This window comes from Pseudomonas sp. BIGb0558 (assembly GCF_024807515.1).
Classification (GTDB): Bacteria; Pseudomonadota; Gammaproteobacteria; order Pseudomonadales; family Pseudomonadaceae; genus Aquipseudomonas; species Aquipseudomonas yamanorum_A.
Genome location: NZ_JANUEW010000034.1, coordinates 1 through 18,763 on the forward strand (window position 1 = coordinate 1; position 18,763 = coordinate 18,763).

The 18,763-nt window shown below is 62.3% G+C and carries 19 protein-coding genes; 7 read left to right on the plus strand and 12 right to left on the minus strand.

The window, feature by feature from the left end:
- Window positions 1-195: 195 nt before the first annotated feature.
- The gene (locus M2400_RS26925; protein WP_259199036.1) at window positions 196-1,503 is read right to left on the minus strand and encodes an MFS transporter; all 1,308 of its coding nucleotides are present in this window, start codon (window positions 1,501-1,503) and stop codon (window positions 196-198) included.
- 412 nt (window positions 1,504-1,915) lie between these two features.
- Here M2400_RS26925 and M2400_RS26930 point away from each other — a divergent pair, with 412 nt between their 5' ends.
- The 5 genes from M2400_RS26930 to M2400_RS26950 all read left to right on the plus strand — a co-directional run bounded on the left by M2400_RS26930 (window position 1,916) and on the right by M2400_RS26950 (window position 6,760).
- Complete coding sequence (locus M2400_RS26930) at window positions 1,916-2,209, plus strand: hypothetical protein (RefSeq protein ID WP_259199035.1); 294 nt, start codon at window positions 1,916-1,918, stop codon at window positions 2,207-2,209.
- A gap of 246 nt (window positions 2,210-2,455) precedes the next feature.
- Window positions 2,456-5,170 carry a magnesium-translocating P-type ATPase gene (gene mgtA / locus M2400_RS26935; RefSeq protein WP_177114725.1) on the plus strand — a complete coding sequence of 905 codons (2,715 nt, stop codon included), beginning with the start codon at window positions 2,456-2,458 and terminating at the stop codon, window positions 5,168-5,170.
- A gap of 59 nt (window positions 5,171-5,229) precedes the next feature.
- Entirely contained in the window at window positions 5,230-5,433 is a 204-nt protein-coding gene (locus M2400_RS26940) for a hypothetical protein (protein WP_259199034.1), read from the plus strand.
- A 31-nt stretch (window positions 5,434-5,464) separates the two neighbouring features.
- Window positions 5,465-5,812 (plus strand): DUF2493 domain-containing protein, encoded by a 348-nt coding sequence (locus M2400_RS26945; RefSeq protein WP_177041945.1) that lies wholly within the window; start codon window positions 5,465-5,467, stop codon window positions 5,810-5,812.
- Between the two features lie 144 nt (window positions 5,813-5,956).
- The gene (locus tag M2400_RS26950; RefSeq protein ID WP_177121527.1) at window positions 5,957-6,760 is read left to right on the plus strand and encodes a hypothetical protein; all 804 of its coding nucleotides are present in this window, start codon (window positions 5,957-5,959) and stop codon (window positions 6,758-6,760) included.
- Window positions 6,761-6,937: 177 nt separating this feature from the next.
- On the opposite strand, the gene M2400_RS26955 is transcribed toward M2400_RS26950, so the two are convergent.
- A complete protein-coding gene (locus M2400_RS26955; protein WP_259199033.1) occupies window positions 6,938-7,657 on the minus strand; it encodes a tellurite resistance TerB family protein in 720 nt (239 codons plus the stop codon).
- Between the two features lie 124 nt (window positions 7,658-7,781).
- Between M2400_RS26955 and M2400_RS26960 the strand changes: the two genes are divergently transcribed.
- A complete protein-coding gene (locus M2400_RS26960) occupies window positions 7,782-8,309 on the plus strand; it encodes a DinB family protein (RefSeq protein WP_177114717.1) in 528 nt (175 codons plus the stop codon).
- Between the two features lies 1 nt (window position 8,310).
- Here the strand turns inward: M2400_RS26960 and M2400_RS26965 are convergent, their stop codons facing one another.
- Entirely contained in the window at window positions 8,311-8,766 is a 456-nt protein-coding gene (locus tag M2400_RS26965) for a GFA family protein (RefSeq protein ID WP_177129047.1), read from the minus strand.
- 232 nt (window positions 8,767-8,998) lie between these two features.
- Here M2400_RS26965 and M2400_RS26970 point away from each other — a divergent pair, with 232 nt between their 5' ends.
- A complete protein-coding gene (locus M2400_RS26970; RefSeq protein ID WP_177076331.1) occupies window positions 8,999-9,283 on the plus strand; it encodes a hypothetical protein in 285 nt (94 codons plus the stop codon).
- A 243-nt stretch (window positions 9,284-9,526) separates the two neighbouring features.
- Here the strand turns inward: M2400_RS26970 and M2400_RS26975 are convergent, their stop codons facing one another.
- The 9 genes from M2400_RS26975 to deoR form a co-directional block, all read right to left on the minus strand.
- Window positions 9,527-9,718 (minus strand): DUF2188 domain-containing protein, encoded by a 192-nt coding sequence (locus tag M2400_RS26975; RefSeq protein ID WP_259199032.1) that lies wholly within the window; start codon window positions 9,716-9,718, stop codon window positions 9,527-9,529.
- An 87-nt stretch (window positions 9,719-9,805) separates the two neighbouring features.
- Window positions 9,806-10,489 carry an HAD-IA family hydrolase gene (locus M2400_RS26980; protein WP_177121530.1) on the minus strand — a complete coding sequence of 228 codons (684 nt, stop codon included), beginning with the start codon at window positions 10,487-10,489 and terminating at the stop codon, window positions 9,806-9,808.
- A gap of 10 nt (window positions 10,490-10,499) precedes the next feature.
- Entirely contained in the window at window positions 10,500-11,528 is a 1,029-nt protein-coding gene (locus M2400_RS26985) for an ABC transporter permease (protein WP_177041930.1), read from the minus strand.
- Window positions 11,525-13,021 (minus strand): sugar ABC transporter ATP-binding protein, encoded by a 1,497-nt coding sequence (locus tag M2400_RS26990; protein ID WP_177076335.1) that lies wholly within the window; start codon window positions 13,019-13,021, stop codon window positions 11,525-11,527. Before M2400_RS26990 ends, M2400_RS26985 begins: the two co-directional genes overlap by 4 nt.
- A complete protein-coding gene (locus M2400_RS26995) occupies window positions 13,014-14,000 on the minus strand; it encodes a sugar-binding transcriptional regulator (protein ID WP_259199031.1) in 987 nt (328 codons plus the stop codon). The genes M2400_RS26990 and M2400_RS26995 overlap by 8 nt, the downstream gene beginning before the upstream one ends.
- Window positions 13,997-15,517: a ribulokinase gene (locus M2400_RS27000; protein ID WP_177076339.1), complete on the minus strand. Its 1,521-nt coding sequence runs from the start codon at window positions 15,515-15,517 to the stop codon at window positions 13,997-13,999. The genes M2400_RS26995 and M2400_RS27000 overlap by 4 nt, the downstream gene beginning before the upstream one ends.
- Before the next feature lie 99 nt (window positions 15,518-15,616).
- Window positions 15,617-16,633 carry a galactitol-1-phosphate 5-dehydrogenase gene (locus tag M2400_RS27005; protein ID WP_256390366.1) on the minus strand — a complete coding sequence of 339 codons (1,017 nt, stop codon included), beginning with the start codon at window positions 16,631-16,633 and terminating at the stop codon, window positions 15,617-15,619.
- A gap of 95 nt (window positions 16,634-16,728) precedes the next feature.
- Window positions 16,729-17,703: a substrate-binding domain-containing protein gene (locus M2400_RS27010; RefSeq protein WP_177041922.1), complete on the minus strand. Its 975-nt coding sequence runs from the start codon at window positions 17,701-17,703 to the stop codon at window positions 16,729-16,731.
- 171 nt (window positions 17,704-17,874) lie between these two features.
- Window positions 17,875-18,633, minus strand: coding sequence for a DNA-binding transcriptional repressor DeoR (gene deoR, locus M2400_RS27015; RefSeq protein WP_177041920.1), 759 nt, complete (start codon window positions 18,631-18,633; stop codon window positions 17,875-17,877).
- Between the last annotated feature and the right edge of the window lie 130 nt (window positions 18,634-18,763).

The following is an 18,763-nucleotide window of genomic DNA, read 5'->3' on the forward strand; positions in this document are numbered from 1 at the left end:
GCGGCGGCCCGCTTCGTGCTGCCTGCGTTCGGGCACACCGAGCATTAGCGAGGTGCCGAGTGGTGGGGCAAGAGCGTTTTGCTTACTTTTGCGCTCTTCAAAAGTGAGCCGCTGTAAGAGCGGAACCCATTTCAGCAACACCCGAAAAAACGGATATGTTCCCACTCCCCCGACAAAATCAAACCATACCTCTGATCAAGCCGGCCAACGACGGTGCAGATCATCAATAACATAATCATGCCCGTGCACCCCGCCATGGTGAAGTGCCAAATGCGGGTGCCCCACCGGCAGATCATCGTGGCGATGCGATACATGGACTTGCTCATGAGCCGGCCGCCACAAAACTACACAAGCCATCAGCGCCAACACCGCAATCACCGCCATCGCGCCAAACGACGCCACTAGCCCGACATTGGCACTCAACCAACCCACCAGCGGATACGTGACCAACCAGCACACATGTGACAGCGCAAATTGCGCAGCAAACAACGCCGGGCGATCCTGCGCATGAGCAGAACGACGCAACAAACGCCCTCCCGGGGTTTGCGCCAGCGAATAGCCAACCCCCAACACACCCCACACCACCAACAACTGGCCGTAACCCGACAGCTGGGTACCGGCACTCAACCCCAGGATCAACAGCCCGACACCCGCCAACATCGCAACCCGGTCACTGACGTTCTTCAGGAGCCCCGGCAACGCCAATGCCGCAATCATCGACCCCGCACCAAACGCCGCCAGCGCCATGGCCGTAAACCGTTGCGGCAAGGCAAAGCGCGACTGCACCAGCACCACGGTGTTGACGATGACCATGGAGCTCGCCGCCGCCACCGCCAGGTTCAACGCCAACAGGCCGCGCAAACGTGGTGTCGCAAGGAAGATCCGTACACCACGGGTGGTGCGCTCATAGATACTGCGGGGCACCGCCGCCCGCGCCTGGGGGAGCAGCACCGAAGACACCAACAGCGCCGACACCACAAACCCCACCGACGTACCGGCAAACAGGCTGTGGAAGCTGATCACCGTCAACAACGCGGCCGCCAGCATCGGGCTCACCACGCTTTCCATGTCGTACGCAAGGCGGGCCAGGGACAGTGCCTTGGTGTACTGCACTTCATCGGTGAGGATGTCCGGGATGGTGGCCTGGAACGTCGGGGTAAACGCCGCCGAGGCCGACTGCAGCACAAAGATCAGCAGATAGATCTCCCACACCTGCGTCACAAACGGCAACGCCAGCGCCACCAGCGCCCGGGTCAGGTCCAGGGTTACCAGCATCGCCCGACGCGGCAGGCGCTCGGCAAAGGCCGCGGCCACCGGGGCAACGCCGATATAGGCGGCCATCTTGATCGCCAGCGCCGTGCCCAATACCACACCCGCCTGGGCTCCCGCCAGGTCGAACGCCAACAAGCCCAGCGCAACCGTGGTCAAGCCGGTGCCGATCAGCGCGATGATCTGTGCCAGGAACAAATGGCGATAGGTTCTATTGCCGAGAACATCGAACATGGGAAGTTGCCTCGTGCGCACACACATAAGAAGTTGTTGCGGCATTGTGACTCCGCGTTATCCACCCAGTACAGATCATTTATCAATAAGTGCACTTGATACTAGAACTTCCCTCCCCCTTTTGTCTGAACGAACTCTGAACCGGTAACAAATTAAGTCATTAAACGTTGACATCCGGCAACTGCCTGAGTAGATTGCCCGTGCCTGCAACTCAGGGCCATTTTTTAACCTCACAAAAGAAGCCAATGGACACAGTATCTAGTCGCTGTCCGATCACCGTGAATGCGGCGAATCGGGCGCAAAACCCAGAGAATATGACGGGACTCGCCTTTCCGGCCGAGTAAGCTGCGCTAGAGCCTGACGCTCCAACGTAACTGCCTCACCGGATACCAGTCCGGTCCCGAGGTGTGTTATGACCTTTCAACTGATTGCTTTGCCTGATCTGCGTACGCTGGCTTCGGCCCTGCGTGCCAAATTGTGCCGCGAGCCCGTTGGCTTTTCGCCTACCCGCAGCGCTTTTGTTACCTCCTCGCCCCGCGCGTGCCCGGCGCCCCTGGCCCACTGGCGTATCTGCCCCACCACCGGCCACCTGGTCCAGCAATGGGACCATGCCGACCCTCAAGACCCGCAGAGACGGAACGTTTCCAGCCTGGTCGCGCAAGCGAGCCTGATGCTGAGCCTCTACGTGGACGCTCGCGCGGCGTAAGCCGGCTGGAAACAGCAACTTTCTGATAACTCGTTAATTATTCAGCTGGAGTTCTCAATGGACGAAGCCAGTAGTAGCCCGCTGCGCGCTAGTTAACTAATGCGCTGTTAGCGGGCCTGTAGAAAGTTACCCAACACTTTATTTAAACCGATCGCGAAGTCAGCGACTCGGCATGCTTTCGCTCGCCTGTCATCAGGTAAGTACCGGGTATGTTTTGTCGAAAAATTGGCGACAGGAGTACACACAATGAGCGCAGTAAAAAACCCGAAACTGCACAAGAAAAACGGCACCGACACCGACGCCAAACTGTCGATGCGTGCCGCCCGCGAAGCCCAGAACGGCCTCTCGGCAACCCTCGCCAATGTCCGGGCAACCAAGGATGGCCTGACCGAGCTGGATGCCCTTGCTCGCCTGCAACGTGAAGGCTACAACGAAGTGGCGCACGACAAGCCGCCTCACGCCATCGTGCAATTCCTACAGGCACTGAACAACCCGTTCATTTATGTGCTGCTGACCCTGGGCGGCATCAGTTTCGTCACCGATTACTGGCTGCCGCTGCAGGCCGGTGAAGAGGCCGACCTGACCAAGGTCATCATTATCATGACCATGGTCATGCTCAGCAGCCTGCTGCGGTTCTGGCAGGAACACCGTTCGGCCAAGTCCGCCGAAGCGTTGAAGGCCATGGTACGCACCACCGCCACGGTGCTGCGCCGTGAGCAAGTGGGCTCCAAGCCGACCCTGCGGGAAGTGCCGATGCGCGACCTGGTGGCCGGCGATATCGTGCAGCTGTCTGCCGGCGACATGATCCCGGCCGACATCCGCCTGATCGAATCCCGCGACCTATTCATCAGCCAGGCGGTGCTGACCGGCGAAGCCTTGCCGGTAGAGAAGTACGACACCTTGGGCGATGTGACGCAAAAGTCCGCCACCTCCACGGCGGCCGACCAGGGCAACCTGCTGGACCTGCCCAACATCTGCTTCATGGGCACCAACGTGGTCAGCGGCCGGGCGCAAGCCGTGGTGGTTGCCACCGGCCCGCGCACCTACTTTGGCTCCCTGGCCAAGGCGATTGTCGGCTCCCGGGTGCAAACCGCGTTTGACCGCGGGGTGAACAGCGTCAGCTGGCTGTTGATCCGTTTCATGCTGGTGATGACGCCGATCGTGTTCTTCCTCAACGGCTTCTCCAAAGGGGACTGGAGCGATGCCCTGCTGTTCGCCCTGGCGGTGGCGGTAGGCCTGACCCCGGAAATGCTGCCGATGATCGTCAGCGCCAACCTGGCCAAGGGTGCAACCGCCATGGCCAAGCGCAAAGTGGTGGTCAAGCGCCTCAACGCGATCCAGAACTTCGGTTCGATGGACGTGCTGTGCACCGACAAGACCGGCACCCTGACCCAGGACAAGATCATCCTCGAGCACCACGTCAACGCCTTCGGCAACCGTGATGACTCGGTGCTGACCCTGGCCTGGCTCAACAGCCATCACCAAAGCGGCATGAAGAACCTGATGGACCAGGCGGTCGTACAGTTCTCGGAACAGAATCCGAAGTTCCAGGTGCCGTTCGCCTACAGCAAGGTGGATGAGCTGCCGTTCGACTTCATCCGCCGTCGCCTGTCGATTGTGGTCAAGGACGCGCAGAACGATCACCTGCTGGTGTGCAAGGGCGCGGTCGAGGAGATGCTGAGCATTTCCACCCACGTGATGGAAGGTGACGTGGCCGTCGAGCTGGATGATCGTCGTCGCAACGAGTTGCTGGCGATTGCCCAGGACTACAACGAAGACGGCTTCCGGGTGCTGGTGCTGGCCACCCGCAACATTCCCCAGGCGCTTGCACGCAAGCAGTACACCACGGCGGATGAACGCAACCTGGTGATCCGCGGCTTCCTGACCTTCCTTGATCCACCAAAGGAAACCGCCGGCCCCGCGATTGCTGCCCTGCGCGAAATCGGCGTGGCGGTCAAAGTGCTTACCGGCGACAACGCCATCGTCACCAGCAAGATCTGCCGCCAGGTCGGCCTGGAGCCCGGCGTACCGTTGCTGGGCGTGGAAATCGAGGCGATGGACGACGCCACCCTCAAGCTGCGGGTTGAGGAACGCACGGTCTTCGCCAAACTGACGCCGCTGCAAAAGTCCCGGGTGCTCAAGACCTTGCAGTCCAACGGCCACACCGTGGGCTTCCTCGGCGACGGCATCAACGATGCACCGGCCCTGCGGGATGCCGACGTGGGTATCTCGGTGGACAGCGCGACGGACATTGCCAAGGAATCCGCCGACATCATCCTGCTGGAAAAGAGCCTGATGGTGCTGGAAGAAGGCGTGCTGAAAGGCCGTGAGACCTTCGGCAATATCATGAAGTACCTGAACATGACCGCCAGCTCCAACTTCGGCAACGTGTTCTCGGTGCTGGTGGCCAGTGCATTCATCCCGTTCCTGCCGATGCTGTCGATCCACCTGCTGCTGCAGAACCTGATGTACGACATCTCCCAGCTGGCCTTGCCGTGGGACAAGATGGACAAGGAATATCTGGCCAAGCCACGCAAGTGGGATGCAAAAAACATTGGCCGCTTCATGATCTGGATCGGGCCGACCTCGTCGATCTTCGACATGACCACCTTTGCCTTGATGTGGTACGTGTTCTCGGCCAACAGTGTGGAAATGCAGACCCTGTTCCAGTCCGGCTGGTTCATCGAAGGGCTGCTCTCGCAAACCCTGGTGGTGCATATGCTGCGCACCCGCAAGATCCCGTTCTTCCAGAGCAACGCCGCATGGCCGGTGATGATGATGACCTGCATCGTGATCGGGCTGGGCATCTACGTGCCGTTCTCGCCGCTGGGCGCGATGGTGGGCCTGGAGCCGCTGCCACTGGCGTACTTCCCATGGCTGGTGGGCACCCTGGTCGCCTACTGCTGCGTGGCACAACTGATGAAGACTATCTACATCCGCCGCTTCAAGCAGTGGTACTGATCAACCGCCCCTGAAAACGCTGGCTATCAGTGGATAGCCAGCGCTCGCGGAGACAGACAATGAAATCACTCATGAGCTACCTCGACAACGCCGCACGCGCGGCGCTGGTGTTCGGCCTTGCCCAGGCCGCCAAGACGGTGATGGTGCTGGGCGTGCGGCTTTACGCACGCAACGTGCTCAGCGCCGTGGAAATGCGCTTCATGCTGGGGCTCTCCAGCACCTTGAACAGCACCTGCATTCGCTTGCTGCGCCCGCGTCGATAAATCGCAATACGCAATACAAGGAACCCTCACCATGCGCGTCTTGATCTGTGCAGGTCGTCATTACGCCGATACAAAAATGTCCCGCCAGGTGCTGGATGCCTACCACCGCCTGCGCCCCGTGCAGGTATTGATCCACGGCGGCAGTCAATTCCTGGGCAGCGACGTGGAGGACTGGGCCCGGGAAACGGGAGTGGACGTGGTGCGTTACCCACCCAACTGGCAACGCCATGGCAAGCAGGCCGAGCGTCACCGCAACCAGTTCATGCTCACCGACAGCCGTCCCGACGTGATCATCGCGCTGCCCGGTGGCGACGACACCTCGGAACTGGTGAGCCAGGCCAAGGCCAGCGGCATCCATGTGCTGAGCGTAGACAGCTGAATCAACCCTTATTGGAGCATCCACACATGAAAGAAGAACCCAGTTGTAGCGGTACCCAACTGCACACCCTTTTTTATCTGAATCACGGCGCGTCCCTGCCAAATCCGACCGGGACGCGCCACCGGCTGTTGATCGAGGTTCACCATGTACAAGAAACACACCCCTGACGGTTTCACCAAATACCGCAACCGCAGCACTCACATTACCTTCCACCCCCTGCCCGCCTCCAAGCGACGCGCGGTGCGGCGCAACCTGATCTTCGTCGGCGTCACGCTGAGCGTGGTGCTGGTGTTGAGCCTGATGTCGAATGCCTTTGCGGCCGGCGGTTCCTATGTGGTCGACGACGGCGCGATCAACGCCCCGGGCGAATGCAATGTCGACGCCTGGTACACCGCCAATCGGCACGACGGCTCCACCCACAGTGAAACCCTCTCGCCCGCTTGCACCTTCACCGCGATTCCCTGGCTGCAATGGACCGCCGCAATGTCGCGGGCCAGCCATGATGGAGAGGGTGAAACCCAGGTTAACCCGCAGCTCAAGGCGCAGTTGTGGGCCAGGGAAGACCTGGGCCTGGAACTGGCCGCGTCGGCCGGTGTGCATTACGCGCTGAACCGTCAGCATTCGTTTGATGGTGCGGACTTGAATCTGCCGTTTACCTGGCAACCGATGGAAGCCCTGCGGTTGAATTTCAATGCGGGTTGGAGCCATGCCTATAACGACGGCGACCAGACCCATCGACCGACCTGGGGCACCGGTTTTGAATACACCCTGATGGACTCACTGACGCTGATTGCCGAACGCTACGGCCAGCAAGGCGGCGACCAGGCCTGGCAAGCCGGGCCGAGGGTACACGTTGGCAAAAATGTGGATGTAGACCTGGTGGTAGGACGCAGTTTGATCGGGGATCAGCATCAATGGCTCACGACGGGGGCCACACTGCGGTTCTAATCCGCAGACGATGATCACCTGTGGCGAGGGAGCTTGCTCCCGCTGGGGCGCGAAGCGGCCCTAAACCTACGACCGATGTCTATCTGAAAGCACACGGTCGATTGTTTTGGGTCTGCTGCGCAGCCCAGCGGGAGCAAGCTCCCTCGCCACAGGTTTGGTATGACCGTAAATAGCGATTTAAACCTGCCCCTTGGCCTGCTGCTCCAGATGCACTTGCAAGGCGGGATCAATCTTCAACTGCGCCGCCAGTTCATCCAGATAATTGCGCTCCGCGTCCTGCTGGTCATCCACCAGCAGCACGCTGACCAGGTACACCTCGGACGCCACCGCCGGGTCGCCGGCAAACTCGGCAAAATCCGCCGCATTCAGCGGCTTGGCCACCTCGGCATCCAGCCACGCCTGCAATTGCGGGTCATCGGTGTGCTTGCCGATCTCGGCCGAGATCATCTGCTGCTCCCGCTCATCAATCTCGCCATCGGCCTTCGCCGCCGCGATCAACGCGCGCAACACGGCGTGGCTGTGCTCTTCGACTTGCGCGCCAGACAGTTGATCCACCGTTTGCAACGCCTGCTGCGGCGCCGATGCCTGTTGGCGCTGCCAGGCCTGATACGCCTGGAACGCCATCATGCCCAACGACGCCAGCGCCGCGTAATTGGTGCCGCCAGTACGCCCCTGGGGCGCCGCCCGGGTTCCACCCAGCATGCCGCCCAGGCCGCCGAGCAAACCGCCCAGGCCGCCACCGCCGGAGGCAGAAGTACCACTGCCGCCCAGTAAACCACCGAGCAGCCCGCCCAAGCCACCGAGCCCACCCTGAGCCCCCGGTGCAGAGCCGCCCTGCTGGCTCGTCGAGGCCTGGCCAGCGCGCAGCAATTGTTCCAGTAGATCGCCAGTATTCATGGTGTCACCCTCCCAGGGCGCAGAGTTCCAGATCAACAACAATAGACCCGCTGCGCCAGAACACCATGACCGCCCGGCAGGCACGCTTTATCATGGCACCACCGCCCACGGAGGAAGCCCCGACATGACCCGTACCGAGCATATCGCCCTGATGGCGACCTACAACCAGTGGATGAACCGCAAGGTGTACGAGGCGGCCGGCGGCCTGAGCGATGAGGATTTGCTTGCCGACCGTGGCGCGTTTTTCGGCTCGATCCTGGGCACGCTGAACCACCTCGCCCTGGGCGACCGGGTCTGGCTCAAGCGCTTCGCCGAGCATCCGGCGGGATTTACCGCACTGGCGCCGTTAAGCGCTTTGGAGTTGCCGCCACGCCTGAATCAACTGGCCTTCGCCGACATTCGCGAACTGTCGGCCCACCGCGCCTGGCTCGACCGGCTCATGATCGACTGGGTGCAAACGATCACTGAAGCGGATCTGGATCAGCCCTTGCAGTACCGCAACATGTCAGGCACGGCCATGAACAAGAATTTTCATGCACTGCTCGTGCACTTCTTCAATCACCAGACCCACCACCGGGGCCAGGTGACGACGCTGCTGACACAGGCCGGGCGCGACGTGGGCGATACCGACCTGCTGGCCCTGATAGGTTGATTCAACCGGCGTTGAATTCGGCGTACGCCTGTATCAATGCCGGGAAATTCTCCCGCTCCGGGAGCTGCGCAAAGCTGTGCTGGGCCGGGGTCGTCGCCCATGGCAGCTTTTCACTGGTCCAGGTTTCAATGAACGGCACGTAATCGCTCACGTCATCCAGCATCGTCGGCCGCAGGTTGATCAAGTCTTCCACGCCATTGGGGCGGGAAAACATCCAGCTCATGCAATGGGGGCAGCAGTAATGGCGGTCTACGCCGTGCAGCCCGCCGATCACCGGGTTGCCCTGGGTGATGGTGAAGCCGCTGCTGGGGATCAGCGCGCTCAGGGAGAACGCGCTGGATGACATCTTCTGGCAGCCGGTGCAGTGGCACGCCATGGTGATCAGTGGTTTTTCCGTCACGATAAAACGTACCCGATCGCAACGGCAGCCGCCTTCCTGGGACTCTTGATTGCTCATCTTCCACTCCAGTCACATTGTGTGTGTGACCGGAGGATAAACGAGCGGGTGCGTCGCGAACAGCAGCAGGCGCTATGGGTGTCGGCGGGCGTGAAATACCCTCAAACGAACGCATGGGACAGCGAACTGTCATAAAAGACAGAGCGGTGAAATCAGCCCATGGCTGGCCGCCCTGCCCGCGCGCATCAGCAGATTACCGGTGCGACGCATCCCCCAAGAAGGAGACGCTTACATGGTCATTCACTTCAAGGTCGCCGGCCATCTTGCCTGCGGTCATCACGGCAACAACCTCCCTTCCAGCACCGAGCTGAAACGGGTCAAGTGCCGCACCTGCCGTAACACCGAAGTCTTCAAGGAAGCCCGCCGCACCCAACGCAACGCCGCCCGGCGCGCCGCGCGCAGGTCCAAAGCCGCCCATGCCGCCGGTGACTGGCGCAGTGCCTGGACCCAGCGCCTGACCGACCTGCCAGGCCGTCAGCGCCTGCCACGCGGATTCCACGGCCAGCCATTCGTCTAGGCTGTGCAGGGCAAACTGTGGCAAGGGAGCTTGCTTTGCCAGGGGAGCTTGCTGTGGCGAGGGAGCTTGCTCCCGCTGGAGTGCGCAGCGCTCCCAGGATTTTGGGGCCGCTACGCAGCCCAGCGGGAGCAAGCTCCCTCGCCACAGCAAGCTCCCCCCCACAGCAAGCTCTCTCCCCACAGGTACCCATTACCCAATCACCTCCCAATAAAAAGCCCCGGACGGACCGAGGCTGTTGAGGGTTCAAGCTTGATTGGCAGCCGGCCTCGACCGCGCCTTGTACCCCGGCAGTGCAGCAGCATACGCCAGTGCCTGCTCACGGGAGCCGAAGGATGCCAGCCGATCAGCTTTGGTACAGACCCGCCACGGCCCGCTGTTGACCTGCACGATGTCGTAGCCGTTGAGATGCAGCTTGTTCAGCATGGGAGTGCTCATAGTCACCTCTCTCTCCAGAGATAATCCAGGTGTTTGCCCGGTCTACCATACACCCACCAACAACGAGGCAACCTACCGAACGTCGAGTCAGCGGTAAGCCGGCAACCCCCATCTCTGCAAGTCAAACGCCTCCAGGCTAAGCAGCCGACCGTCTGCATGCAGGAACTTCTCTTGCGGCATCGCAGGGTCCGGGATCGCCACGGCGTACATCCCTGCCGCCTTGGCCGCCGTGATGCCGAATGGCGAATCCTCGAACACCAGACAGTCCGCAGGCGCCACCCCCAGCCGCTCGGCGGCCACCAGGAAGATATCCGGCGCCGGCTTGGCAGCGCCTACCTGTGGGTCATCGGCGGTGACGATCGCATCGAACAAGGCGAACCACTCACGGTGCAAGGTGGTTTTCAGCTCGAAATAATGCCGCGACGAACTGGTGCCCACCGCAATCGGCACACCGTGGTCCGACAAGTGCCGCACCAGCGCCTGGGCCCCAGCCATGGCCGCCGCCTGGGGAAATCGTGCATTCATCAACGGTGTGCGTTCCTGCAAGAACGCCTCGGGGCTCATCGGCAAACCCACCGCCTGCACGATGTAGCTCGCCAGCTCATAGGCCCCCAGGCCAATGGTGTTCTGCTTCATGCTCCAGTCAAACGTGCGGCCGTAGCGGTCGGCAATCAACTGGGTGACTTCGGTGTAGATGCCTTCGGTGTCCAGCAGCAGGCCGTCCATGTCAAAGATCACAGCCTTGATCGGCGCGGGTAGCGGTGCATTCATCAAGGTGTCCTCAGGTACGCCCGGCGTAATGGTCGATCAACCGGTTGAGCAGGATCGCCAGCACGATGATCACCCCGGTGATCGCCATCTGGTAAAACGAGCCCAGCCCCAGCAGGTTGAAGATATTGCGCAGCACCTGCAGCAGCATTACCGCCACCGCCGTGCCCACCACACTGCCGCGCCCGCCGAACAGGCTGGTGCCACCCAGCACCACGGCGGCAATCGCATCCAGCTCCAGGCCCTGGGCGGCGGTCGGTTGGCCGACGTGCAGGCGTGAGGTCATCAACAAACCGGCAAACGCCGCCAGGCCGCCGCAGATGGCGAACACTGCAATCGTCACCGCACGCACCGGTACTCCGGACAGCCGCGCAGCCTCCAGGTTGCCGCCGGTGGCCAGCACGTACTCGCCAAACACCGTGTAGCGCAGCACCAGCCAGGCGATGACGGTGATCAGGATAAAGATCAGCCCCAGCACCGGGAACGCAATGCCGGCGCTGGGCAAGATGTCGATCATGGCCGAGCCGAACGACGTAAAGCTGGCCGGCAGCCCGCCAATCGGCGCACCGTCGGACGCCAGGAACGTGGCCCCGCGCAGCGAAACCAGGCCGGCCAGGGTGATGATAAAACTCGGCACCTTGCCAAACACCGTCAGGCTGCCCATCAAGGTGCCGATGGCCAGGCCCACCAGCAAGGTGGCCGGCACCGCCAGCCAGCCGCTGACCTGCTGTTGCAGCAGCACCGCCACCAGGATCCCGCCGAAGGCACACAGGCTGCCCACCGAAAGATCGATATTGGCCGTGAGGATGACGAAGGTCATGCCGATGGCGATGATCCCGACAATCGCCCCTTGCTGGAACAGGTTGGCGATGTTGCCGAAGGTCAGGAAGTCATCCGACAGGAACGTCGCCACCCCCACGGCAAACAGGAAAATGAACACGAAGTTGTAGCGCATCACCCACTCCAGCACCGCACTGCGACGGCGGCTGGCGAGGGCGACAGGCTTATCGAAAACCGGGCTTGGATTGCTCGCAATAGTCATGGTTCTACACTCGTTTTACCGATAAGGATGGCCTGGTCGATCTGGTCGCGGCTGGCACTCAAGGGGTCGAAACACAGCGCATTGCGCCCCTCGTGCATCACCCAGATGCGGTCGCAATTGACGTACAACTCATCCAGCTCGCTGCTGGCCACCAGCACCGCAGCCCCTTCCTGCGCCAGGCTGCGGGCCAGGGCGTAGAGGTCGGCCTTGGCGCCGACATCCAGGCCACGGCTGGGCTCGTCCAGCAGCAACAGGCGCGCGCCGTCGATCACCCACTTGGCCATGACCACTTTCTGCTGATTGCCGCCGGAGAGCTGGCGCACCGGTTGCTCCAGGTTGTCGAGCTTGGTCTGCAAGCGTTGCAGCACTGGGCCGGCGCGGTCCTTGGCCTGGCGATGGGAAAACCAGTTCAGGTGCCGCGTGTGCACCAGGCAGGCGTTGCGGTAGATCGGCGCATCCAGCAGCAGGCCTTCGGTCTTGCGGTTTTCCGGCACCAAACCCACGCCCTGGCGGATGGCCTGGCGCGAGGTTTGCGGGTGATAGGGCTGGCCGAACAGCTCGACATCGCTGTCGTTGCGGCCCACGCCAAACAAGGCCTTGAGCAAGGTGCTGCGCCCCGCTCCGTTCAGCCCGGCAAGCCCGACGATTTCGCCCTGGCGCACTTCCAGCCCTTGTACATCCAGCCCCTGCTCGCCTTGCAGGCGACGAATGTTCAGCGCCAGGTTTTCCCGGGGCGCCTGGCGCGGGCTGCGCTCCAGCAGGTCGCGGTGTTCGCCGACCACGGCGGCGATCAGCGCCTGGTCATCGATCTGCGCCAGCTCATGGGTTTGCAACGTACGCCCGGCACGCAGCACCGTGACCCGGTCGCCGATCTCACGGATTTCATTCAGGCGATGGCTGACATACAGCACCGCCACCCCGGCCGCGGTGATCTCACGGATCACCTGGAACACCCGCTTGAGTTCGGTCTCGTTCAGCGCCGCCGAAGGCTCGTCCATCACCACCAGCCGGGCCTCACAGGTCAGCGCCCGAGCGATGGCCGCCAATTGCTGGTTGGCAATCGACAGGCTGCCCACCCGATCCGTACTCGAAAAATTCGCCCCTACCCGCAACAGCGCGGCCTTGGCCAAGGCACTGCGCTTGCCCCGGGAAATAATCCCGAAGCGCTGGGGCGCGTAACCGAGCATCAGGTTTTCTTCGACGGTCATCTGCGGGATCAGGTCGAGTTCCTGATAGATCATCGCGATCCCGGCCTGGCGTGCCTGTTGCGGGTTCTTCAACTCCACGCGCCGGCCCGCCACCGACATCTCGCCGCCATCCGGACGATGGGCACCGGCGACGATTTTCAACAAGGTACTTTTGCCCGCGCCATTGGCGCCCAGCAGGCAATGCACCTCCCCCGGCCGAACGTCGAGGGACGCGTCAGTCAGCGCCACCACATTGGGCGGAAAACGCTTGCTGACATGACGGATATCCAGGGCCAACTCACTCATGATCCTGCTCCAGCAAATAGCGGGCGGTGGCCGCGTCGGTGGCCAGCACATTGACGTAGCCGGCCTTGACGCTGGCGTGCACGATGCGGTGCTTCTGCGCGCCGACGCACACGGCAATGGACCAGGCCTTGTCGCGCAACGCGGCCAACGGCAGGCCCAGGGTGCGGGCGTCGAGTTCGGGCATCACCGGCTCGCCGTCCATGCCGATAAAGCGCCCCATGATGTCGCCGACGGCCCCCAGGCGCTCCAACTCTTCGAGCAATGGCCGGTCGATGTAACCCGACTCCATCAACACCGAATGATCAGACAACTCACCCAGGCTGAAACACGCCACCGGCGCCTGTTGGCCGAGGCGCAAGACCTGGGCGATCACCGGGTCCTGCTCCAGCGCTTCGCGGGTATGGGCATGCCCGAGAATCGCCGGTACCGGCAGCAACGTGGCCTGTCCACGGGCAGCCTGGGCGAAGCGCTCCGCGACGTTATGACTGGGCTCGCCCATCGAGCGCGTATTGATCGCGCCGTTCAGCAACACCACGTTGACCCCTTCGTTCCAGCGCGGCACCAGCCACTGGGCCATCTTGGTCAGGGTGCGGCCCCACGACACGCCAATCAGCGCCGGCATCGGCTGCAAATTGCACAGGTAGTGGGCGGCGGCCTGGGTCACGACGTTCAGTGCGGTGTCGGCATCCTCCACATCCAGCACCAGCGCTTCACGCAGGCCGAAACGCCGTTGCAAGGCCACTTCCAGCTGCGGCAGGCGCGCCGAGCGGGCGACGATATCGATGCGCACCACCCCGCAATCCCGTGCTTCGCGCAGCAGGCGGCTGACTTGCCAGCGGGTCAGCCCGGTTTCCCGGGAGATATCGCTTTGGGTCTTTTCCAGGTCGTAATACAGCTTGGCCACCTGGACCATCAGGTCATCGCGCTGGGAATCCGCCGACAAGCGCGTGGCGAACGATTCTTCAGGATGGGCGCTCATGCGGCTGGCCTTACGCCGAGCGTGCGGTTCGCCGGCGGCTTGCAGCTGATGGGCGCGACACTGTCGGTGGCGGCGCGGTAGCGGCCCAGCAGCTCGATGTATTGCTCGTGGGCGTAAGGGTCCGGTTCGATCAGCCGGCCGATGGTGGTGAAGTCGGTAGCGGCTTCCTGCAAGGTGCCGAACTCGCCCAGGGCGCAGGCGGCAGCGGCGGCAGTGCCGATCAGGGTGAGGTTGTCGTGGGGCACCATTTCGAACGGCACACCGGTGGCGTCCACCGTGGCCTGCAACCACAACGGGTTCTTCTGGAAACCACCGGCGGCGACCACACGGGTGATCTCGATACCTTCGGAGCGCCAGGTGTGAAAGATGTTCGCCGAGCCCAGGGCAATCGCTTCTACCGAGGCACGGTACAGGTCATGCCGGTCATGGTTCAGCGACAGGCCCATGATCGCCCCGCGCATGTCCGGCGAGCGGTACGGCGTGCGGTTGCCCATCCAGTAATCGAGCACCAGCAAGCCGGTGGAGCCTGGTTTGAGTTCTGCGGCCTGACGGATCAGGCGTTGGTGCCCGGCATCGTCGAGGCCGAACATTTTTTGTGCCAGCCAGTTGAGGATCGAGCCGGCGGAGACTTGCCCGCCTTCCATCAACCATTGGCCGTCGAGCAACGCACCTGGGTACGGTCCCCAGATGCCCGGGACATCAATGCGCTGCGGGGTGTGCATCAACTGCACCACCGAGGTGCCGCCGATGAACAACAACTCGCCGGCGCCGGTGGTGCCGGCACTGAGCATTGCCATGTGGGCATCGATACCGCCCTGGGCCACCAGTGTGTCGCGGCCCAGGCCCAAATGGTTGGCCGCATCGGCGCTCAACGGTCCAATGCGCCCGCCGACTTTGATCACTTCCTGAGGGAGTTTTTGCGCCAGTTCCGGCACGCCCAGTTCGGCATACAGTTCCACCGGAAAACGCTGCTGCAGGGTGTCGTAGTTCCACTTGCAGCTGGCATTCAATTGGGAGGCGACCCAGCGCCCGGTCAGTTGGAAGTTGATCCAGTCCACCGCTTCACAGATACGCTCGGCACGCTGGTACACCTGGGGCTCGTGCTCGGCCAGCCACATGGCCTTGGGCACCAGCCATTCCACCGCGTCACCGCCCTGGTTCATCATCGGGTGGCTGACGTGGGCGGTGCGCGCCGACTCGGCAGCGGCGCGGCAATCCATCCATAACAACGCCGGGGCCAGGGGTTGGCCGTCCGCCTGGGCGACCACCACCGTGGAGGCCGTGGTGGCGACGCACACTGCCGCCACCTGCGGGTGCCCGGCCTGGGCCATCAATTGCCGGCAGGCTTTGCCCAATGCCGTCCACCAATCCGCCGGCGCCTGTTCGGCCCAGCCCAACTGCGGGTATTGCGTGGCATACGGCGCCTCGGCGACGTGTACCAGTTTATGGCTGTGCAGGTCATACAACCCGGCCCGCACCCCACCTGTTCCGAAATCCAATCCCAACAACAAGGTCATCGGTAGTCCTCCTGCGTCTTGTCACGACGACGCTTTTTGTTTTAAGCCCGGCAACGCTCAGCGCTGTCGGGCTTGGCGACACACAATCAACGGCGTGGCTCAGGGGCGAAAAATCACCTTGGCCGCCACTTCACTGCGATCGGCATAACGCTTGAACATCGCTGGCAATTCGTCCAGCGGCAAGTCGTGGGTAATCATGAACTGCCACTGCAATTCGCCGGAAGCCAGCTTGTCGATGGAGGCCGTCCACTCGTCGCCCGGGAACGGTGCCGAGAACGAGTTCCAGGCGCCGTGCAGGGAGATTTCCTGGCGCAGGAAGTGCGAGAACGTCGCGGTGCTGAGGGCCACGTCGCTGGTGGGAATACCGATAAACACCACGTGCCCGCCGGCCTTGGTCAGTTGCACGGCCTGGTTGATCGAGCTTGGATGGCCTGCGGCTTCGATCACCAGTTGGCAACGCGGCAACTCGGCATCCGCCGCGCCGCTGAGCAAGGTGTGGGTAGCGCCGGCCTGGCGGGCCATGGCGAGTTTTTCTTCGGCGATGTCGATGGCAACGATGTCCTTGGCGCCCATGATCTTCAGCCATTGAATCGCAAACAGGCCGATCGGCCCGCAACCCACCACCGCCCCGCTCTGCCCGGCCTTGAAGTCGGCTTTCCAGATCGCATGCAGGGCAATCGCCGCCGGGTCTACCAGGGACGCGGCAATCGGGTCCATGCCTTGGGGCACCTTGATCAGGTTGCTCAGCGGCACGTTGACGTACTCGGCATACGCGCCGTCGCGGCGGCTGCCGAAGTAATCGTAGCGCTCCGAACGGGACGGAAAACCGCGGGCATATTGGTCGCTGCTGACGTCCGGGATCATCGGCGGCACGGTCACCAGCTCGCCGATGGCATAGCCTTCGACGCCGCTGCCGATCTCTTCGATGAAGCCTGCGAATTCATGGCCGCAGATCAGCGGCATCACGTGGGCGCCCTTGCTCAGCATGCGCGGGATATCCGAGCCGCACACGCCGCAGGCGGCGACCCGGACCAGCGCATGGCCGGCCTTGACCGCAGGTTTTGGAACATCTTCAACCCGGATATCGCCCGGTTGGTACATGACGGCAGCTTTCACAGTGAATTCCTCTGTTGAATGACGAGTGCGTTTGAACGGGCACCTCCCACAAGAGGTGCCGGCAAAAAAATCCTTAGGGTGGCGACGCAGATCCGTTAGAGCGCGCCAGGGCGGTATTCGCCGAAGGTAGAGTCATGCTTGACCTCGGCCACGTTGGCCTTGGTCACCACCTGGGTGCCGGCGTCGACAAAGTTCGGCACCGATTTGCCGGCGGCCAGGGCCCGCGCCGCCTCAATGGCGACCTCGCCCAGGTAACGCGGGTCGTTGAGGGCGGTGGCCACGTATTGATCGCCGTTCTGGATGGCATTCAACGCCTCGGACAAGCCGTCGATCCCGGCCACCAGCACGTCTTTCTTGCCGCTTTCGGTGAGCACTTGCAGCGCGCCCATGGCCATGTCGTCGTTATGCGCGATCACCGCCTTCAAGTCCGGGTGTGCTTGCAGCAAATCCTGCATCGCCGTGACCGCGTTGGCGCGCATGTATTCGCTGTAGGGGCCGTCGATGATCTTGAAATCGGTGCCGGCCAGGGCGGTGTGGAAGCCCTTGCGACGTTCTTTCATCACGGTGCCGCCGGCGTCGCCCTGGATCTCGATGATCTTGCCCTTGGTCACGCCGCGTTGCTTGAGGGCGGCGAGCAAGGCTTTGCCGGACAACTCGCCCATCTCGGCATTGTTGCGGCCGATAGTGGTGGCCACCGGGGCATTGATGGCGCGGTCGACGGCAATCACCGGCACCTTGGCGCGCTTGGCAGCGTCGAGGGCGGCGCCCACGGCGTCGGGGTTCACGGCATTGATGATGAGGATGTCGACCTTGCGGGTCAGCAGGTCCTGGATGTCGTTGTTCTGCTTGCTGATATCGCCGTTGGCGTCGAGGAAGATCAGCTCGTCGCCGCCCTTGGCCGCTGCGGCCTTGGCGCCATCGCGCAGTTGCACATAGAAGGGAGATTGCAGGGTGACCTGGCTGAAACCGATCTTCAGATCCTTGGCCTGGGCGTTCAGCGCCAGCGCCGAGGCCGCGACAGCCAGTGCAAGGGCCAGCACATGAACAGGTTTACGGGCTATCTGGAGCATGGTGATTCCTATTTTTATTGTTGTCAGGATTCGGGCGCGACCTTCAAGGAGGTTGCGCTCACAAATGTGAACCGCGATCACATTTGAAAAACTATGCCTTGCTCCCGAGGGTGTCAAGGCTAATTTGTTAAATTCCAAACAAATGAAATAAAAATCACAATACCGCTTGAATCAGATCAGCAGGATCGCCCCGCTGTCCTTGATCACTTGCTGCTGTGCCGCCTCAAGGCCGGCATCGCTGATCACCCGCTGGAAGTCCGACAGCTCGGCAAAGTGCGCGGCACGCACCTCGTCGAACTTGCTGTGGTCGGCCACCAGCACGCAGGTCTGCGCCCGCGCCATGACCCGGCGCTTGACCTCCACTTCATTGAGGTTGTAGCAGGTCACGCCGTGGGCCGCGCTGACGCCGGCCGCAGAAATAAACGCCCAGGCCACGCGGATGCCGTCGAGGATGCCCGCCTCGGCATGGCTCTCGAACACCATGTTGCGCCGGTGAAAGGTGCCGCCGCAGAGGATGATGGTGCAGTGGGGCTTTTGCTGAAGCTTGAGCAATACGTTGAGGGAATTGCACAGCGCGGTGAACTCCAGGTCATCCGGCAACGCCTCGATGATAAACGGCGTGGTGGTGCCGCAATCGATAAACACCGTGTCGCCCGGCCGCACCAGGCTGGCGGCGAGTGCGCCGATCTGACGCTTCTCGGCGACGTGGCGCTGATCCTGTTCGGCGACCTGGTAATCCGGCTCCGGCGGCCCGCTTCGGGTCACGTGGCCGCCCAGCAACCGCAGGCCTTGAGGGCTGTCTGCCAGGTCGCGGCGCAGGGTCATTTCCGATACGCCGAGCAACGCGGCCATGTCCCGCAGGTGAATCGCCGACTCGCCCTGCAAGGCCTTGTGCATGGCCCGAAATCTTTCGCTTTTCTTTGAATCCACTGCGTTCCAACCCTCGTTGAATGCGCGCCCTTGATCAGGGCAGTCACAAATTCCATTTACAATGTTATTTATTTCACATTTAATGCATCCAACTTAACACAAACCGGCTTTTCCCAGCACCTCATCCTTA

Bases quoted from the DNA above. Each gene is read 5' to 3' on its own strand.
- M2400_RS26925 (WP_259199036.1), bottom strand. From the start codon at position 1,503: ATGTTCGATGTTCTCGGCAATAGAACCTATCGCCATTTGTTCCTGGCA.
- M2400_RS26940 (WP_259199034.1), top strand. From the start codon at position 5,230: ATGAAATCACTCATGAGCTACCTCGACAACGCCGCACGCGCGGCGCTG.
- M2400_RS26975 (WP_259199032.1), bottom strand. From the start codon at position 9,718: ATGAGCACTCCCATGCTGAACAAGCTGCATCTCAACGGCTACGACATC.
- mgtA (WP_177114725.1), top strand. From the start codon at position 2,456: ATGAGCGCAGTAAAAAACCCGAAACTGCACAAGAAAAACGGCACCGAC.
- M2400_RS26960 (WP_177114717.1), top strand. From the start codon at position 7,782: ATGACCCGTACCGAGCATATCGCCCTGATGGCGACCTACAACCAGTGG.
- M2400_RS26930 (WP_259199035.1), top strand. From the start codon at position 1,916: ATGACCTTTCAACTGATTGCTTTGCCTGATCTGCGTACGCTGGCTTCG.
- M2400_RS26970 (WP_177076331.1), top strand. From the start codon at position 8,999: ATGGTCATTCACTTCAAGGTCGCCGGCCATCTTGCCTGCGGTCATCAC.
- M2400_RS26955 (WP_259199033.1), bottom strand. From the start codon at position 7,657: ATGAATACTGGCGATCTACTGGAACAATTGCTGCGCGCTGGCCAGGCC.
- M2400_RS26995 (WP_259199031.1), bottom strand. From the start codon at position 14,000: ATGAGCGCCCATCCTGAAGAATCGTTCGCCACGCGCTTGTCGGCGGAT.
- M2400_RS26985 (WP_177041930.1), bottom strand. From the start codon at position 11,528: ATGACTATTGCGAGCAATCCAAGCCCGGTTTTCGATAAGCCTGTCGCC.
- M2400_RS26980 (WP_177121530.1), bottom strand. From the start codon at position 10,489: ATGAATGCACCGCTACCCGCGCCGATCAAGGCTGTGATCTTTGACATG.
- M2400_RS26950 (WP_177121527.1), top strand. From the start codon at position 5,957: ATGTACAAGAAACACACCCCTGACGGTTTCACCAAATACCGCAACCGC.
- M2400_RS26945 (WP_177041945.1), top strand. From the start codon at position 5,465: ATGCGCGTCTTGATCTGTGCAGGTCGTCATTACGCCGATACAAAAATG.
- M2400_RS27010 (WP_177041922.1), bottom strand. From the start codon at position 17,703: ATGCTCCAGATAGCCCGTAAACCTGTTCATGTGCTGGCCCTTGCACTG.
- M2400_RS27000 (WP_177076339.1), bottom strand. From the start codon at position 15,517: ATGACCTTGTTGTTGGGATTGGATTTCGGAACAGGTGGGGTGCGGGCC.
- M2400_RS26990 (WP_177076335.1), bottom strand. From the start codon at position 13,021: ATGAGTGAGTTGGCCCTGGATATCCGTCATGTCAGCAAGCGTTTTCCG.
- M2400_RS26965 (WP_177129047.1), bottom strand. From the start codon at position 8,766: ATGAGCAATCAAGAGTCCCAGGAAGGCGGCTGCCGTTGCGATCGGGTA.